This window comes from Serratia sp. HNCC26DJ206 (genome assembly GCF_057180605.1).
This window is the reverse complement of sequence record NZ_JBXUGP010000024.1, coordinates 80,853-96,937: the sequence shown is the minus strand read 5'-3', so window position 1 is coordinate 96,937 and position 16,085 is coordinate 80,853. Positions and strand designations below refer to the sequence as shown.

Sequence of the window (16,085 nt, the reverse complement as noted above, 5' to 3'; positions counted from 1 at the left end):
TGGCAGTCAGTCCATTTTTTGCACTGACCTTATTAGACAAAGCCAGATATTAGGGAGAGCGTGCCGAAGGGGTCGTAGCGGCATAAGCCGCCGGAGCGCCCCTCGGTGCGCTAGGCCCGAGTATCTCGGGCTTAAAAACCACTTTGTCATCAACCTCAAGGCCCGGTTAAGAGGCCTTGTAGCTATGTGACGGCGTATTACTCAGACATCGCCTGATAGGCGGTAGTGACTTTCCAGAGATAGCGCGGCGCCTGCGGTGCCGGGTGCTTCTTCTGGATATGCTGATAGAACTCGTCTGGGCTCATCTGGTTAATACGGTTTACCGCCACACGCTTATCGGATGAGAATGTCCGTAACATCGCCCCGGCACCATTCACATAAGAGACGATGGTGGCATAGCGTAACGTTTGTGGATCGGTGATCCCGGCTAGCTGCTGGCTTTGAAGAATATTGATATAGGCCGTTCCCAGATCAATATTGACCGCCGGATCCTTCAACTCACGTGAGCTTGGCTGCCCATCTTTTCCTTTCATACGGTAGGCATCGCGCCCGGCGGTTGATGCCTTCAGTTGCATTAATCCTACGGCATTCGAGGTGCTGACAACGTTCGGGTTAAACCCGGACTCCACCTGAATGATGGCTTTAATCAAGGTTTCGTCGACGCCATAGTTGCTGGCAGCCTGACGAATGTAATCATTATAGGCGACCGGCGTGCCGGTTCGGTTGCTGGGTGTTGGCGATGGAGGTTTGAGCCAACCGCCTGATGTACCACTGCCTGCCGTGTTGCCCGTTGTCTGCGGATCGTTCGCGCAACCGGCTAATAGTAAGATTGCCATCAGGCAACCGATTTTTGTTTTCACAGAATCCCTCACTCCTTTCAATGAGTTGCGTAGCATATACAACCTGTAAGGACGCCTGTATAACTTTTTTGGTCTATTCTCAGGGTATCCATATACCAAGAGGTGATTTATGAGTCAATCTCCACCCACCTGTTTTGTGGTGACTTTCAACGTTCAGGAAGACGGTTTAACCGATTTATCCAAGCTAAGTGGGCAACTCACTCGCGAAGGATTTACCACCTCGGTCACTGATGAACGAGGCATCCAACATCAACTGGAGAGCACCAGTTTTGCTTTGATAACGCCGTTGGATCAACAGATTGTACAACAACTGGCCCAAGGGTTCGGTCAGGTTGCCTTAGGAAAGCCCCCTAAGGTCACCGTGGCTACCTCCTGGGACTACGTCAAGCGGTTACATACTGATACATAAAACAGAATCATTCACCGTCGCGGAATTCATTACTCACTTTGGTAACGAAACCTGCGACGGTCACCCCACTCACTTTGAACGCATCTCACCCTATTGCTGCTGATAAATGTCAGGCCGAACAATATGCCAGGCGAAGTTCTCCTCATTGATTGGCTGATACCCCACTTTTTGATATAGCCAAGGGGCGCTATTGGTGACCAACATGATGCGCCGCAGGCGCTGCAACACCGGATGCTCCAGCGAACACTCCATTAGCCAGCGTGCCAGCCCCTGACGTTCAAACTCTGGAGTGACGAAAACGTCACACAAATAGCCAAAAGTCACGTAGTCGGTCACTAAGCGGGTAAAACCGATTTGCTGGTTACGATGATAAAGCCCAAAACACAGGCTGTTCTCTATCGATAGGCGTACCGTTTCCAGCGAAATCCCTTTCGCCCAACTGGTAGTTGTCAAGAAAGTGTGGGTAAAAACCAGATCCAACTCACTCTTATCACTGCTAATGTGAAATTCGCCGCGCTGCCACTGCATGTTTTGTTCCATCCTCACTCCTTCTGTTCGCTGATTTAAGGACACAGTGCACAAACATCGCCGAGCAACCAGCAAGTTGCAAGCGTAGGCGTACTTAAATTAATCAATAGCGTATATACTTTGACCAGACACGCGGCAGTGGAATTATCACCAGTAGTTGATACAGCTGTGCGCCATGTCGTGTTTTCGCAACAGGAAAGACGCTAACCTAATGAAATCGCAGGCAACACAGAGGGGAATGACTATGTGGCAAGCCGTTAGTCGTCTGTTAAGTGAACATCTTGGCAGCGCAGAAATCCGCGAAAGGACTGAACTACCCGGGGGAGAAATTCATTCGGCGTGGCGCGTGAGTTACGGTGACAGCGAGGTGTTTGTGAAATGCGATACCCGCGAACTGCTGCCGATATTTACTGCCGAAGCCGATCAACTGGCACTCTTGGCGCGCAGTAAGACCGTACGCGTACCCGAGGTGTACGGAGTGGGTAGCGATCGCGATTACAGTTTTCTGCTGCTGGAATATCAACCGCTTAAACCGTTAGATGCGCACGGTGCGCATTGCCTGGGCCAACAGTTGGCCCGCCTGCACCAATGGAGCGAACAACCGCAGTTCGGTCTGGATTTCGATAACGATCTTTCCACCACACCGCAGCCCAATGCCTGGCAACGCCGCTGGGCCGAATTTTTTGCCGAACAGCGCATCGGCTGGCAGTTGCAATTGGCTGCCGAAAAGGGCATGACCTTCGGCGATATCGATGAAATCATCGACGTAGTGTATCTGCGGCTACAACACCACCAGCCGCAGCCTTCCCTGTTGCACGGGGATTTATGGCCTGCCAACTGCGCGTTGGCCGCCGATGGCCCGTTCCTGTTTGACCCAGCCTGTTACTGGGGCGATCGCGAGTGCGATCTTGCCATGTTGCCACTTTACCCGGACCTGCCAGCACAGATTTATGATGGCTACCAAAGCATCTGGCCGCTAGAGACCGGTTTTATTGAGCGCCAGCCGCTGTATCAACTCTACTACCTGCTTAACCGCAGCAATCTGTTCGGCGGCCAGCACCTGGTCACCGCACAGCGCGCCATCGACGCCTTGCTACATCCTGAGCTGTTCTAAATAATAGGGGCGCAGCAAGCAGCGCCCCTATTATCAAGCCCTTGCCACATTACGCTGCCCCAGCCATCTGCCCCAGCAGTTTAAACACGAAATAGGCAACCACCGCGATCACCGCTGGCAGAATATACAACGGGAAGTACTGCAGGAAGATAGTATGATGCGGTAGCGTAATTCGTTCTTCTAACTGCGCACGCGTCTGCCCATCGTTCCCCTTCGCCTGCTCTAAAATCATCTGATCTTCCAGCCCTTCACGGATAAACTTCACCTGACGCGACATCCGCGCACCAGAAGTTTGTAACGCCAGCCCAACAAAAATCAGAAAATAGATGATGATAAACATCAGGTTGGCGCCGCTGAACAGGCTCTTGTCGACATCCGGCACTGGCGAGTTGTACCAGAAAATATTCAGGAACGAGGTATTAAAACGCAGCATATCCACGATGACGTGAACAAAATCCAGCATCACGGCGTTAATGCCTTTGGTTTTCTCACTGTGTTGATAAACAAAGCTCAACAGTGAAACCAGCGTGGAAAGTAACGCCGAGATGAAAACCACCCATCCGAAAATACGTTTCAGTATGGCGATGCGCCCAGCCTGTTGATACGTCATGTGTTCCCCTTGTAAGTGACGTAACCGTCAATGGACTAAGTCTACCCGTAGTTAAGGAAGCTCGCCCACCGTTTTCTTTATCGTCTTTATCGATCGATGGGCAGATACTGCGTTTTGACCAAACGAGCCAAGCCAGAGAGGTACAGACCCACCAGCAAAAATGATAAAGTGGGGAAAACGTGATCTTTTACCGGCGCAGTAGGAGCTAATCATTAAATGACTTATTCGCAACGCATAGAAACCGCTATTTTTGACATGGATGGTTTATTGATCGATTCGGAACCCCTGTGGCTACAAGCGGAATTGGATATCTTCGGCTCGCTGGGGCTGGATCTGTCCGATCGTCACAAACTGCCAGATACGCTTGGCCTGCGTATCGATCTGGTGGTGAAAATGTGGTACCAGTCGATGCCGTGGCAAGGGGTGTCGCAAGAAGAGGTCGCCGGGCGCATTATCGAACGGGCCATAGAGCTGGTGCGAGAACAACGCCCACTGCTGCCTGGCGTACAACAAGCGCTAGAACTGTGCCGCAGCCTGGATTTGAATATCGGCCTGGCCTCCGCTTCACCGCTGCACATGCAGCAACAGGTTTTGAAGATGTTCGATCTGGAAAGCTATTTTGATCAGCTGGTTTCTGCCGAGTATCTGCCTTACAGCAAGCCGCACCCAGAGGTTTATCTGATTGCCGCAGAGCGCTTGGGCAGCGAACCGTCGCACTGTATTACACTGGAAGACTCCTTCAACGGCATGATTGCCACCAAAGCGGCACGGATGCGCTCCATTGTCATTCCAGCACAAGAGTATCGTCAGGATCCTCGCTGGGCTCTGGCAGATTATAAACTGCACAGTCTTGAGCAGTTGACCGCCGAGCACCTGGCATAAAACCCTGTCGGCATCGGCCCCTGCTGATGCCGTTTATTTCCCCTCATGTTGTATCGCTCGCGCTTTTTTACTGCAAAACCCCGACTGCGTCATAAAATAAATAAAACGGCATTTCATTTTTATTGAATTCATATGTCAGGCGTTCTATGCTGGCGCCATAAAGAAAACGCCGGGCAGCCGATGACCGCTGTTACTGCCACACAGCGCCAGTTGGCGGCCCGGTGCTTTCTTCCTCAATGGTGAACTTCAAAGAAGAGAGACATTGCCATGGACGTTCGTCAAAGCATTCACAGTGACCACGCTAAACAGCTCGACACCGCTGGATTACGCCGCGAATTCCTGATTGAGAATATCTTCGAAACCGACAACTACACGATGACCTACAGCCATATTGACCGCATCATTATCGGTGGGGTTAAACCGGTGAATACTACGGTCAGCATCGGCGACGAAGTGGGTAAGCAACTGGGCGTGAGCTATTTCCTTGAGCGCCGTGAGTTAGGCATGATTAATATCGGCGGGCCGGGCATCGTGGTAGTGGATGGTCATACCTACGAAATTGGCCACGAAGAAGCGTTGTACGTGGGCAAAGGTGCACAGCGTGTTGAATTCAGCAGCGTGGATGCCCAGCAACCTGCCAAGTTCTATTACAACAGCGCCCCTGCGCATACCCATTACCCCAATAAAAAGATCACCCTGGCAGAAGCCTCACCGCAAACGTTGGGTGATGATGCCACCAGCAACCGCCGTACCATCAACAAATTCATCGTTCCGGACGTCTTACCCACCTGCCAGCTCACCATGGGCCTGACCAAACTGGCGGAAGGCAATCTCTGGAACACCATGCCCTGTCATACCCATGATCGCCGCATGGAAGTGTATTTCTATTTCGACATGGACGACGACACCGCAGTGTTCCACATGATGGGGCAACCGCAGGAAACACGTCATCTACTGGTACAGAATGAACAGGCGGTGATCTCACCAAGCTGGTCCATTCATTCTGGTGTCGGCACCAAACGTTATACCTTTATCTGGGGTATGGTTGGCGAAAATCAGGTCTTTGGTGACATGGACCATCTCGCTACCTGCGATCTGCGTTAAATCCCTTCAGCCAGCATCTGCACGGTGCACCCGCGCCGTGCAGCACGAGAATACAGTCATGATTTTGAATTCCTTTGATTTAACAGGCAAAGTGGCGCTCATCACCGGCTGCAATACCGGTTTGGGCCAAGGTATAGCGGTTGGGCTGGCTCAGGCCGGCTGCGACATTATCGGCGTCAACCGCAGCGATCCGCATGAAACGATGGCTAAAGTGACTCAGCTTGGGCGCCGCTTCCTGAATTTGAACGCCGATCTCGGCAAGATTGACGCCATTCCTTCATTGCTGGAAGAAACTATCCGCGAATTCGGCAGGGTGGATATTCTGGTAAATAACGCGGGTATTATCCGGCGTGAGGACGCGCTCAGCTTCAATGAAAAAGATTGGGACGATGTGATGGACGTTAACATCAAAACCTTGTTCTTTATGGCGCAGGCCGTGGCGAAACAGTTTGTCAGCCAAGGGAGCGGCGGCAAAATCATTAATATTGCCTCGATGCTCTCTTTCCAGGGCGGTATCCGCGTTCCTTCCTATACCGCCTCAAAAAGCGCCGTGTTGGGCATTACCCGCCTGCTGGCGAACGAATGGGCGCAATATGGTATCAACGTGAACGCCATTGCCCCTGGCTACATGGCCACCAACAACACCCAGCAACTGCGCACTAATGAAGAACGCAATCAGCAAATTCTGGAGCGCATTCCCGCCGGACGTTGGGGAACACCGGAAGACATTATGGGGCCGATCGTCTTTCTGGCCTCCGCGGCTTCCGACTATGTGAATGGTTATACCCTCGCGGTTGATGGCGGTTGGCTGGCACGTTAAGCACCAGCAACAAAACACTTTTCTGGGCTCTGCATGCAGAGCCTTTTTATTGGCTCAACCCATTGTAATACGCCGTAAAATAAACAATTAGTTACGTGGTAACATCTTCCGCAACTGTAAAAAAAACCATATACTGGATAAATTAACAGTTTAGTAACCGGAATAACCACAGCATGACCGCGGAAGGACATCTTATTTTCTCTGTTGCCTGTGCGATCTTCGCCAAAAAGGCAGAGGTCACGCCTGAACTGGCCAACGGTGACTGGTGGCACATTATTCCTGCGGCCTTGCTGACATCGTTATTGCCGGACATCGACCATCCTAAATCAGTGCTTGGCCAGCGCCTGCGCTGGATCGCGATTCCCATATCACGCGCTTTCGGCCACCGCGGCTTCACTCACAGCCTGCTGGCGATCGTCGGTGGCATGATGTTATTCCGTTTAGATGTGCCACACAGTTGGCCAATTCCTATTGATGTGCTGCACGCCATGATCATCGGTTACTTCAGTCATTTACTGGCCGATATGCTGACCCCGGCCGGAGTACCGCTGCTTTGGCCTTGCCGTTGGCGCTTCGGTCTGCCGCTGCTGAATTCGCAGAAAGGTAACCAACTGGAACGTGTCTTGTGTTTGTGCCTGGTCGCTTTTGCTCTCTATTGGCAAGGGGGATACACCTTCCCCGTGCAGTCATATTTTGAGCAAATAAAAAATATTCGATTGTGATCACAAAAAATCGATGATTTCCTCCTCTTTAGGCCTATAAATTAAACAAATTCGAGCTGAAAGTTATATTCAATTCCATTTGGATATAAGTGGGCTTTCCAGCAAACTGTTACGATATTTACATCGCTACACCTCTGCTGGGTAGCACTTTTAGACTATAAAAAGATGATGGAGATATGGGATGAATCTACCGCTCGTATTAAACGTGCTGGTTTTTGTCGCCCTCCTTTTGCTGTTGGCGCAAACCCGCCATAAGCAATGGAGTCTGGCGAAGAAAGTTTTGGTCGGTCTGGTGATCGGCGTGCTGTTCGGTTTAGCATTGCAATGGGTTTACGGTTCAGACAACCCAGTGCTGAAAGAATCCATCACCTGGTTCAACATCGTCGGTAACGGCTACGTGCAACTGCTGCAGATGATCGTGATGCCACTGGTATTTGCCTCGATCCTGAGTGCGGTAGCCAAACTGCATAACGCCGCTTCTTTGGGCAAAATCAGCGTCCTGACCATTGGTACCCTGCTGTTCACTACACTGATCGCCGCATTGGTGGGAGTATTAGTGACCAACCTGTTCGGCCTGACTGCCGAAGGCTTAGTGCAAGGCACGCAGGAAAGCGCACGTCTTTTAGCGATTGAGAGCAACTATGTGGGTAAAGTGGCCGATCTGACCGTGCCACAGTTGGTATTATCATTTATACCGAAAAACCCCTTTGCCGATCTGACCGGTGCCAATCCAACTTCTATTATCAGCGTGGTGATCTTTGCTGCCTTCTTGGGCGTTGCCTCGTTGCAACTGCTGAAAGACGATAAAGAAAAAGGCCAACGCGTATTGGCGGCGATCGACACTCTGCAAGCCTGGGTGATGAAACTGGTGCGCCTGGTGATGAAGCTCACGCCATACGGTGTACTGGCGCTGATGACCAAAGTAGTTGCCGGTTCCAACATTCAAGACATCATCAAGCTGGGTAGCTTCGTGGTAGCCTCTTACCTCGGCCTTGCGATTATGTTCGCGGTTCATGCCCTGTTGCTGACCTTCACCGGGGTTAACCCGCTGAAATTCTTCCGCAAGGTCTTGCCGGTTCTTACCTTTGCTTTCACCAGCCGCTCCAGCGCCGCCAGCATCCCGCTGAACGTAGAAGCGCAAACTCGCCGTTTGGGTGTGCCGGAATCCATCGCCAGTTTCTCCGCTTCGTTCGGCGCCACTATCGGCCAGAACGGCTGTGCGGGTCTGTATCCAGCGATGCTGGCCGTAATGGTCGCACCCACCGTGGGTATCAACCCGCTAGATCCGGTGTGGATCGCGACGCTGGTAGGCCTCGTGACCATCAGTTCCGCCGGTGTTGCCGGGGTCGGTGGTGGTGCAACCTTCGCCGCCCTGATTGTTTTACCCGCCATGGGCTTGCCGGTAACGCTGGTTGCCTTGCTGATCTCCGTTGAACCACTGATCGACATGGGCCGTACCGCATTGAACGTCAGCGGCGCGATGACCGCCGGCACCGTCACCAGCCAATTGATGAAGCAGACCGACAAATCCATCATGGACAGTGAAGACGAAGTCGATCTGGCTCATCGGTAAAGGTTTATCGCAGTGAAAAAAAACCGGCGCCAATAATAAATGCGCCGGTTTTTTATTGTCGTGATACGGGGTAAGCGATTAAAACGGGTAGTCGTGATACCCCATCTGCTCTGAAATCAAGCGAGCAGCAGTGTGCAACTGTGCCACATAGCCATCTTTGGCTTCTTCAGAGAAACGGATAGTTGGGAAGGAAATACTCAAGCCAGCGATCACCACGCCAAAGCGGTCAAACACCGGAACCCCGATGCAACGCAGCCCTTCTTCCTGCTCTTCAATATCTTCCCCAAACCCCTGCTCGCGCACTTTATCCAACAGCGGCAACAACGCCTTAGCACTGACGATGGTATGAGGAGTACTGCGGGTAAACTCGACGTGAGAGAGGATCTCTTCCACTTCACCGCGATCGCGCCATGCCAACAGCACTTTACCAATGGCGGTACTGTGCAGAGGGTTACGACGACCAATGCGCGAATACATACGCAGGTTATACATTGAGTCAATTTTATGGACATAGACAATGCTGTCTTCATCCAACGCACCCAGGTGAATAGTTTCGCGAGTCTGGTTCGACAGCTCACGCATCTGGATATCGGCACTGCGGATCAGATCGACGTTCTGCAACGATTTGGCCCCCAGCTCAAATAATTTCAGGGTAAGAGAATACTTCTCAGATTCCCCTTCCTGAGCGACGTACCCCAGCGACTTCATCGTCTGTAGGAAACGATAAACGGTGCTTTTGGACATCATTACCCGTTGAGAAAGTTCGGTAATACCGATTTCGCGTTCGTCGCCCAATGCCTGCAAGATGCCAAACACTTTCAGCACTGATGAGACCGAATCCGGTTGCTTGTCTAGATCTGCGTTAGCCATGGTCAATACCTTACTCACCTGTTTTTGTTTTAGGAAATTTGAACAAGAGTTTCAGTATAATCGGAACATTTCACCCCGCGCAATGAAAGTTGCGGAATAATGACCAGCAATGAAGCAATTAGCGACACACTTCTCACCACCTTTTACACTTACCAAGGAAAACGGTGGGTGCATTCAGCAGCAAATATGATTAGCATGTTAATACTTCCCCTGTTTATAAATGTCCTGACTATGACGCGTTCTTGTTCCGACGGCCTCCCCGTCCCACAGCGGTATGGCGCGATCCTTGCTATTGCATTAGGTATTACCGTTTCCGTGCTCGACGGCACGATCGCCAACGTCGCCCTGCCGACGATTGCCCGCGATCTGCAAGCCAGCCCAGCCAGCTCGATTTGGGTAGTGAACGCCTATCAACTGGCCGTTGTTATCTCATTACTTTCTCTGGCTTCGCTCGGCGATCTGATTGGTTATCGCCGTATCTATCTGGCCGGTTTACTGGTCTTCAGCATAACTTCACTGTTCTGTGCCCTGTCTGATTCACTGGCCACCCTGACGATTGCCCGTGTGCTGCAGGGCTTTGGCGCGGCGGCAATTATGAGTGTCAATACGGCGCTCATCCGCATTATCTATCCACAACGCTTTCTTGGCCGTGGTATCGCCATCAATTCACTGATTGTGGCTTTTTCTTCCGCTGCTGGCCCGACGATAGCGGCTGCCATCCTGTCTGTCGCCTCATGGCAGTGGCTGTTTGCCATCAATTTACCGATAGGTATTGTCGCGCTACTGTTGGGGATGAAATTCCTACCGGCAAACAGCCAGAAAAGCAGTAACCAGCGCTTTGATCCTATCAGCGCGGTTATGAACGCCCTGACATTTGGCCTGCTGATCACCGCCATCAGCGGATTTGCCCAAGGGCAGAGCCTGCTGCTGATCGCCGGTGAAGTTGCCGCGCTATTAGTGATTGGCTACTTCTTTGTGCGCCGCCAGTTAAACCAGGAATCCCCGCTCTTACCCGTGGATTTGCTGCGCATACCTATCTTCGCGCTGTCGATGGGCACCTCGATCTGCTCTTTTACCGCACAAATGCTGGCGATGGTGTCGCTGCCGTTCTTCCTGCAAGGTGCGCTGGGCCGTGATGAAGTCGCTACCGGCCTGCTGTTAACACCCTGGCCACTGGCGATCATCGTGGTCGCACCGATTGCAGGCCGTCTGGTAGAGCATATTCACGCCGGATTATTGGGGGGTATTGGCCTGGCGACCTTCGCTCTCGGCCTGTTCCTGCTGGCGATGCTGCCACAAGACCCAACGGATCTGGATATCATCTGGCGCATGGTACTTTGCGGCATCGGGTTCGGGTTGTTCCAATCCCCCAACAATCACACCATCATTTCCGCCGCGCCACGCCATCGTAGCGGCGGTGCCAGCGGCATGCTCGGTACTGCGCGCCTGCTGGGGCAAACCTCCGGTGCCGCACTGGTTGCCCTGATGTTCAACCTGTTCCACAGCAACGCCACTCACGCCTCGCTGGTGCTTGCAGGAGCCTTCGCCAGTGTGGCGGCAATAGTCAGTTGCCTGCGCATCACTCAGCCCCGTTCTGCACCACCAGCGCGCAGCAATGAACCCAACTCACCGACATAGAAAAAACCCGGCAAGCGGCAATGCCGTTCATTTAAGCGTAAAACAGCATAATTATGCAGCAGGTGCTGAAGGTGTGGCCCCCTATCCCTGTGGGAGAGGGCCGGGGTGAGGGGCTTTAGTTTAGTGATCTTCCCCTAACCCTCTCCCCGAGGGAGAGGGAACTGGTTAGCCTTAACTGATCGGCATTGCCGGCAAGCGGGGTCTTTTACTGTCTATTGACAATTACTTCAGGTATTGGCCGGAACGCAGTGCTTCAATGCGTTTGTCCAACGGCGGGTGAGACATAAACAGCTCGCTGAACGACTTGGATTTGCCGTTGATGCAGAACGCCATCATGCTGCCCGTTTCCTGCGGTTCGTAGCTGGTTTTCAAGCGTTGCAGTGCGGCAATCATCTTCTCACGACCCACCAGTTTGGCAGAACCGGCATCAGCATGAAACTCACGGTGACGCGAGAACCACATGGTGATGATACTGGCCAAAATACCAAAGACCAGTTCAAGCACCATCGAAACACCGAAGTAAATCATCGGGTTGCCATTGCCTTCACCTTCACCATCGCGGTTACCCAGGAAGCCAGCAGCCACCTGCGCAATCAGGCGCGAAATAAAGATCACGAAGGTGTTCACCACCCCTTGGATCAGGGTCATGGTCACCATGTCACCATTAGCAACGTGGCTGATTTCGTGCGCAATAACCGCTTCCGCCTCATCACGGCTCATGCTTTGCAGCAGGCCGGTGCTGACGGCCACCAGTGAAGCATCACGACGTGCGCCAGTGGCAAAGGCATTGATATCCGGTGCGTGGTAGATCGCCACCTGCGGCATGGCAATGCCAGCCTGCTGTGACTGACGACGTACCGTTTCCAGCAACCAGTTTTCAGTTTCGTTACGCGGTTGTGTAATCACTTCTCCACCGACAGAACGCAGCGCCATCCATTTAGACATCAGCAGTGAAACAAACGCACCACCAAAGCCGAACAGACCGGCCATAATCATCAGGCCCTGAACGCTACTGGATCGGATTCCTGTCAGGCTGAGCACCAGCCCGAAAACCAACATCACCGCCAGGTTGGTAAGCAGGAACAGAGCTATACGCATCATAGAATGTTTACTTCCTCATAAATGTTAATAAAACACTGCCTCAGATACTCTGATCGTATGGGCATGCGTCACAGTTTCAAGAGTTATGCGCCATTAACCTACTAAAAATACGAAACTTTACAAAAACGGTGCTCAATAGCGATTCTGTAAATTGTAAACGATTGTTGCGTAAAAGTGTGAGACTTTATAGCAATAATAAAGATGGATTGTGCCAGTACGCTGCAATAAAAAACGCACCCTAATGCGGGTGCGTTTTCAACTCAGAATCCAGCAGATTACTTGGCAGGAGCCGCTTGCTGCGATGGCTGCTGTTTTTCGACATTGGCAAGATCCAGCGCGATCCTGACCGTCTCATCCAGATACGGATCCGGATCTTTGTAATCCTTCGGCAGATCATCAAGGGATTTCAACGGCTTTTTCCCCTCACGCTGCAAACGCTCATTAATTCGTTTTAAGCGTGTTGCATCATCGTCATGGTTCTCTTTCTCGCGCGTGGCCAGATTGAGGGAAACGATGTTTTTCTTAGCCTTCAATGCCTTGTAATGAGCAATGTCTTGCGCGATGTACTGGAACTCCGGATCCTTGGCAATGCGCTGTTCGTGATCTTTCAACAGTTGCGGTTCGAATGGCTTCATATCCCCCGTCTTGGTGTAGGTAGCTGCGTTGATACTATCCCACGGCATGGCGTTGTCTTCGAAGCTTTCACCGGTTTCTGCCGGATCGATACCGGTTGGCATCAGGATATCTGGCGTTACACCTTTACGTTGGGTACTACCGCCATCAACACGGTAGAACTTCTGAATGGTGTACTGCACGGAGCCCAGCGCTGGCCACTCAGGGCGCAGCATCTGATCGTAAATCCGGTTCAACGAGCGATACTGCTGCACGGTACCTTTACCGAAGGTAGGCTCACCGACGACCAAGGCACGGCCATAGTCCTGCATTGCCGCAGCGAAAATCTCAGACGCCGAAGCGCTGAAACGGTCAACCAGCACCACCAGCGGGCCTTTGTAGTAAATCACGCCATCGGCATCCGCATCTTCACGGATTTTGCCGTTGTTATCGCGCACTTGCACCACCGGGCCGCTCGGGATAAACAGACCGGAAAGCGAGACCGCTTCCGTCAGCGCACCGCCGCCGTTGGTACGCAGATCAATGATCAGGCTATCAACGTTCAGCTTGGCCATTTTCTGCAACTGAACTTTGACATCATCGGTCAAACCCACATAGAAGCCCGGAATGTCCATCACCGCGACTTTCTGGTTGCCAACGGTTTTGATGGTCATTTTCACCGCGCGGTCTTCCAAGCGGATGCGCTCACGGGTCAGCGTCACCACTCGGGTTTTGGTGCCCTTGCCTGCTGGCAGGATCTCCAGACGTACCTTGCTGCCCTTCGGCCCTTTAATCAGGGAAACCACGTCGTCCAGACGCCAACCGATCACATCCACCATCGGTTTACCCGCCTGACCTACGCCGACAATGCGGTCACCCACGGTGATCGCTTTGCTCTTCGCCGCCGGGCCACCCGGCACCATGGAGTTGATCAGCGTATAGTCGTCATCCATCTGCAGCACCGCACCGATACCTTCGAGCGACAGGCTCATTTCGGTATTAAACTGCTCGGTATTGCGTGGCGACAGGTAATTGGTATGCGGATCGATCTCGTGGGCGAAGGCCGTCATGACCAGCGTGAAAACGTCTTCGCTGTTGCTTTGCGTCAAGCGTTTGATCGCGAACTGGTAACGCTTGGTCAGCGTGTCACGGATCTCTTTTTCGGTCTTGCCGGTCAGCTTCAGGTTGAGTTGGTCATACTTGACCTTTGCATCCCATAGGCGATCCAGCTCCGCTCTGTCTTTTGGCCACGGCGCTTTACTACGGTCGATATCAATAGTGTCATTGCCGGTGAAGTTCATCGGCTTTTCCAGCAGCGACAGCGCATACTGGTAGCGTTCAAACCGGCGTTTCTGCGCCAGGTTAAATAACGCGTAAGGCGTATCCAGCTTGCCAGATTTCAGCTCTTCACCCAGCGTATTGCGCTTGTCGGCAAACTGCGCGACATCGGAAGCCAACAATACGTTATGGCTGTAATCCAGCATATTCAGGAAGCGATCGAAAATCTTGCCTGAAAAGTCCGCATCAAGGGCAAACTGGCGATAATGAGAGCGAGTGAAGCGCGAAGTAACGCGCTCACTCACGGTAGCATGCTGCGGTTCCTGCACGAGCTGCGGCAGTTGGTCGAGGCGGATGTTGGCTGTATCCGCTCCGTAACTGACACCCGCCCACAGCAGAGCAACGACTGCTGTTAATCTGACAAATTTGTTCATGCCTTGGTTGGCCTCCGTATCAGAACTGCAAGTGTTCTGCGCGCACAATCATCGCCAGACCGGAGGAGAGCTGCACACGTACGCCATCTTTAGCGATTTCGAGTACGGTTGCATCCATCGCACTCTGCCCTGCTCTGACTTTGATTTCTTGGCCAATTTGCAGTTTAGAGATATCGGTGACTGGCACATGACGCGGCTGGTTTTCCTCTTTGACTGCACGAGGTTCACGAGCTGGCTGTGGGCGAGTTTGTGGGCGCGGCTTGCGGTTCTCTGGCGCGGCTCCACCTTCACGACGTACAGCGGGCTTTTTGCCAGCAGGACGCGGACGACGAGGTTCAGCGGTAGCAGATTCACCGGCGGCTTCACGTTTTTTGGCGTTTTGCTCAGCACGCTGAGCCTGAACGCGCGCTTTGGCCTCTTCAAGCTGCTGGCGGGCATGATCGACATGCTGCTGCTCCAACTCACCGCACGGATTACCGTCAAGGTCAACGCGCTGTGCGCCAACTTTAACGCCGTACAGGTAACGCCAGCTTGAAGTATACAGGCGCAGGGCAGAACGCAACTGCGTTTTGCTGAGGCTTTCTTCCCCTTGCACACGTTCTACCAGATCCTGAAAAATACCGATTTTCAACGGGCGAGCTTCACCCTCGGCGCTAAAGCAGAGCGGGAAACGCTCTGCAAGAAAAGCAATGACTTCTTTACTAGAGTTCAACTTAGGTTGATTTTCCATGAAATTTCCTGATTACAACGGGTTGCCAACAAGCCGCAGGCATGAACAGGCGTCATTATAATGACGTCATCGCTAAATGCCACGTTAACCGTAGATCAACTTGCTGCTACAGTGACGTATTTCGCACAATTGCCTTGTGCTAACTGCGCACAAAGCCCTGCCACCACCGCTTTCAGGCCAATTTCGTCCTGTTCATCGAAGCGTTGATAAACTGTGCTATCAATATCCAGAACGCCGATAATCTGACCATTGACTTCCAACGGCAGCACAATTTCGGCATTGCTGGCTGCATCACAGGCAATATGCCCCGGAAACGCATGGACGTCGCCGACACGTTGCACCCGATTTTCTGCCACTGCCGTGCCGCATACGCCTTTCCCGATTGGAATACGCACGCAGGCAATCTTGCCCTGGAACGGACCGAGCACCAGTTGGTTACCATCCATCAGGTAGAATCCCACCCAATTCACATCCGCCAGACGTTCATTGAGCAACGCACTGGCGTTGGACAAAGCGGCGATAAAATGGGTTTCCCCCTCAAGCAACGCACCCAAGTCACGTTTTAATTCCGCGTAGAATTGTTCTTTAGTCATTATTAACCGTTCACACTTTCAGAGAGCCGAAGCTTAACCCGTATAAAATAAGCATTAAACACCCATAGCCACAAGGTTAATCATCTGTAACTTCACAAAACCCTGCTTAATAGCGTCTGTTTACCACGCTTAACCCGTTTGACACCGTTACTCCACCTGGCCTGAACAGATATCGGCATCTATCAAGACAACCTCAGTTTGCTGTGG

The 16,085-nt window shown here is 52.3% G+C and carries 16 protein-coding genes; 8 read left to right on the top strand and 8 right to left on the bottom strand.

The genetic code is table 11. The annotated features are described in order from the left end of the window. Nucleotides 1-197 precede the first annotated feature (197 nt). The gene (locus AC2A1E_RS16905; protein WP_484384705.1) at nucleotides 198-860 is read right to left on the bottom strand and encodes a transglycosylase SLT domain-containing protein; all 663 of its coding nucleotides are present in this window, start codon (nucleotides 858-860) and stop codon (nucleotides 198-200) included. Nucleotides 861-969: 109 nt separating this feature from the next. On the opposite strand from AC2A1E_RS16905, the gene ghoS reads away from it, so the two are divergent. Continuing rightward, nucleotides 970-1,269, top strand: a complete 300-nt coding sequence (gene ghoS / locus AC2A1E_RS16900) for a type V toxin-antitoxin system endoribonuclease antitoxin GhoS (RefSeq protein WP_459398658.1) — start codon at nucleotides 970-972, stop codon at nucleotides 1,267-1,269. Nucleotides 1,270-1,359: 90 nt separating this feature from the next. Here ghoS and AC2A1E_RS16895 read toward each other — a convergent pair whose 3' ends face one another. After that, nucleotides 1,360-1,809 carry a GNAT family N-acetyltransferase gene (locus AC2A1E_RS16895; RefSeq protein WP_484384704.1) on the bottom strand — a complete coding sequence of 150 codons (450 nt, stop codon included), beginning with the start codon at nucleotides 1,807-1,809 and terminating at the stop codon, nucleotides 1,360-1,362. A 232-nt stretch (nucleotides 1,810-2,041) separates the two neighbouring features. On the opposite strand from AC2A1E_RS16895, the gene AC2A1E_RS16890 reads away from it, so the two are divergent. Continuing rightward, complete coding sequence (locus AC2A1E_RS16890; RefSeq protein WP_484384703.1) at nucleotides 2,042-2,911, top strand: fructosamine kinase family protein; 870 nt, start codon at nucleotides 2,042-2,044, stop codon at nucleotides 2,909-2,911. 49 nt (nucleotides 2,912-2,960) lie between these two features. Here the strand turns inward: AC2A1E_RS16890 and AC2A1E_RS16885 are convergent, their stop codons facing one another. Further along, nucleotides 2,961-3,521 carry a YniB family protein gene (locus AC2A1E_RS16885; protein WP_484384702.1) on the bottom strand — a complete coding sequence of 187 codons (561 nt, stop codon included), beginning with the start codon at nucleotides 3,519-3,521 and terminating at the stop codon, nucleotides 2,961-2,963. Nucleotides 3,522-3,737: 216 nt separating this feature from the next. Here AC2A1E_RS16885 and hxpB point away from each other — a divergent pair, with 216 nt between their 5' ends. The 5 genes from hxpB to AC2A1E_RS16860 all read left to right on the top strand — a co-directional run bounded on the left by hxpB (nucleotide 3,738) and on the right by AC2A1E_RS16860 (nucleotide 8,622). Then, the gene (hxpB, locus tag AC2A1E_RS16880; protein WP_484384701.1) at nucleotides 3,738-4,403 is read left to right on the top strand and encodes a hexitol phosphatase HxpB; all 666 of its coding nucleotides are present in this window, start codon (nucleotides 3,738-3,740) and stop codon (nucleotides 4,401-4,403) included. Nucleotides 4,404-4,670: 267 nt separating this feature from the next. Further along, the gene (kduI, locus tag AC2A1E_RS16875) at nucleotides 4,671-5,507 is read left to right on the top strand and encodes a 5-dehydro-4-deoxy-D-glucuronate isomerase (protein WP_484384700.1); all 837 of its coding nucleotides are present in this window, start codon (nucleotides 4,671-4,673) and stop codon (nucleotides 5,505-5,507) included. Nucleotides 5,508-5,565: 58 nt separating this feature from the next. Further along, on the top strand, nucleotides 5,566-6,327 hold the full coding sequence (gene kduD / locus AC2A1E_RS16870) for a 2-dehydro-3-deoxy-D-gluconate 5-dehydrogenase KduD (protein WP_459398664.1): 762 nt from the start codon (nucleotides 5,566-5,568) through the stop codon (nucleotides 6,325-6,327). Nucleotides 6,328-6,500: 173 nt separating this feature from the next. Then, entirely contained in the window at nucleotides 6,501-7,049 is a 549-nt protein-coding gene (locus AC2A1E_RS16865) for a metal-dependent hydrolase (protein ID WP_459398665.1), read from the top strand. 181 nt (nucleotides 7,050-7,230) lie between these two features. Continuing rightward, the gene (locus AC2A1E_RS16860; protein ID WP_484384699.1) at nucleotides 7,231-8,622 is read left to right on the top strand and encodes an L-cystine transporter; all 1,392 of its coding nucleotides are present in this window, start codon (nucleotides 7,231-7,233) and stop codon (nucleotides 8,620-8,622) included. 78 nt (nucleotides 8,623-8,700) lie between these two features. Here AC2A1E_RS16860 and kdgR read toward each other — a convergent pair whose 3' ends face one another. Then, nucleotides 8,701-9,492 carry a DNA-binding transcriptional regulator KdgR gene (gene kdgR / locus AC2A1E_RS16855; protein ID WP_459398667.1) on the bottom strand — a complete coding sequence of 264 codons (792 nt, stop codon included), beginning with the start codon at nucleotides 9,490-9,492 and terminating at the stop codon, nucleotides 8,701-8,703. Nucleotides 9,493-9,723: 231 nt separating this feature from the next. Here kdgR and AC2A1E_RS16850 point away from each other — a divergent pair, with 231 nt between their 5' ends. Next, nucleotides 9,724-11,130 carry an MFS transporter gene (locus AC2A1E_RS16850; RefSeq protein WP_484384698.1) on the top strand — a complete coding sequence of 469 codons (1,407 nt, stop codon included), beginning with the start codon at nucleotides 9,724-9,726 and terminating at the stop codon, nucleotides 11,128-11,130. 222 nt (nucleotides 11,131-11,352) lie between these two features. Here the strand turns inward: AC2A1E_RS16850 and htpX are convergent, their stop codons facing one another. From htpX to AC2A1E_RS16830, 4 genes are all read right to left on the bottom strand, one after another. Then, nucleotides 11,353-12,231, bottom strand: a complete 879-nt coding sequence (htpX, locus tag AC2A1E_RS16845; RefSeq protein ID WP_459398669.1) for a protease HtpX — start codon at nucleotides 12,229-12,231, stop codon at nucleotides 11,353-11,355. Between the two features lie 275 nt (nucleotides 12,232-12,506). Continuing rightward, entirely contained in the window at nucleotides 12,507-14,555 is a 2,049-nt protein-coding gene (gene prc, locus AC2A1E_RS16840) for a carboxy terminal-processing peptidase (RefSeq protein WP_484384697.1), read from the bottom strand. A gap of 19 nt (nucleotides 14,556-14,574) precedes the next feature. After that, entirely contained in the window at nucleotides 14,575-15,285 is a 711-nt protein-coding gene (gene proQ, locus AC2A1E_RS16835; RefSeq protein ID WP_484384696.1) for an RNA chaperone ProQ, read from the bottom strand. 95 nt (nucleotides 15,286-15,380) lie between these two features. Then, nucleotides 15,381-15,878: a GAF domain-containing protein gene (locus AC2A1E_RS16830; RefSeq protein WP_484384695.1), complete on the bottom strand. Its 498-nt coding sequence runs from the start codon at nucleotides 15,876-15,878 to the stop codon at nucleotides 15,381-15,383. Between the last annotated feature and the right edge of the window lie 207 nt (nucleotides 15,879-16,085).

What these genes read in the sequence shown, in the direction of transcription:
- kduD (WP_459398664.1), top strand. Translation starts at nt 5,566, where the DNA reads ATGATTTTGAATTCCTTTGATTTAACAGGCAAAGTGGCGCTCATCACC.
- AC2A1E_RS16885 (WP_484384702.1), bottom strand. Translation starts at nt 3,521, where the DNA reads ATGACGTATCAACAGGCTGGGCGCATCGCCATACTGAAACGTATTTTC.
- AC2A1E_RS16865 (WP_459398665.1), top strand. Translation starts at nt 6,501, where the DNA reads ATGACCGCGGAAGGACATCTTATTTTCTCTGTTGCCTGTGCGATCTTC.
- AC2A1E_RS16890 (WP_484384703.1), top strand. Translation starts at nt 2,042, where the DNA reads ATGTGGCAAGCCGTTAGTCGTCTGTTAAGTGAACATCTTGGCAGCGCA.
- AC2A1E_RS16860 (WP_484384699.1), top strand. Translation starts at nt 7,231, where the DNA reads ATGAATCTACCGCTCGTATTAAACGTGCTGGTTTTTGTCGCCCTCCTT.
- hxpB (WP_484384701.1), top strand. Translation starts at nt 3,738, where the DNA reads ATGACTTATTCGCAACGCATAGAAACCGCTATTTTTGACATGGATGGT.
- AC2A1E_RS16850 (WP_484384698.1), top strand. Translation starts at nt 9,724, where the DNA reads ATGACGCGTTCTTGTTCCGACGGCCTCCCCGTCCCACAGCGGTATGGC.
- proQ (WP_484384696.1), bottom strand. Translation starts at nt 15,285, where the DNA reads ATGGAAAATCAACCTAAGTTGAACTCTAGTAAAGAAGTCATTGCTTTT.
- AC2A1E_RS16895 (WP_484384704.1), bottom strand. Translation starts at nt 1,809, where the DNA reads ATGGAACAAAACATGCAGTGGCAGCGCGGCGAATTTCACATTAGCAGT.
- AC2A1E_RS16830 (WP_484384695.1), bottom strand. Translation starts at nt 15,878, where the DNA reads ATGACTAAAGAACAATTCTACGCGGAATTAAAACGTGACTTGGGTGCG.
- kdgR (WP_459398667.1), bottom strand. Translation starts at nt 9,492, where the DNA reads ATGGCTAACGCAGATCTAGACAAGCAACCGGATTCGGTCTCATCAGTG.
- prc (WP_484384697.1), bottom strand. Translation starts at nt 14,555, where the DNA reads ATGAACAAATTTGTCAGATTAACAGCAGTCGTTGCTCTGCTGTGGGCG.
- ghoS (WP_459398658.1), top strand. Translation starts at nt 970, where the DNA reads ATGAGTCAATCTCCACCCACCTGTTTTGTGGTGACTTTCAACGTTCAG.
- htpX (WP_459398669.1), bottom strand. Translation starts at nt 12,231, where the DNA reads ATGATGCGTATAGCTCTGTTCCTGCTTACCAACCTGGCGGTGATGTTG.
- kduI (WP_484384700.1), top strand. Translation starts at nt 4,671, where the DNA reads ATGGACGTTCGTCAAAGCATTCACAGTGACCACGCTAAACAGCTCGAC.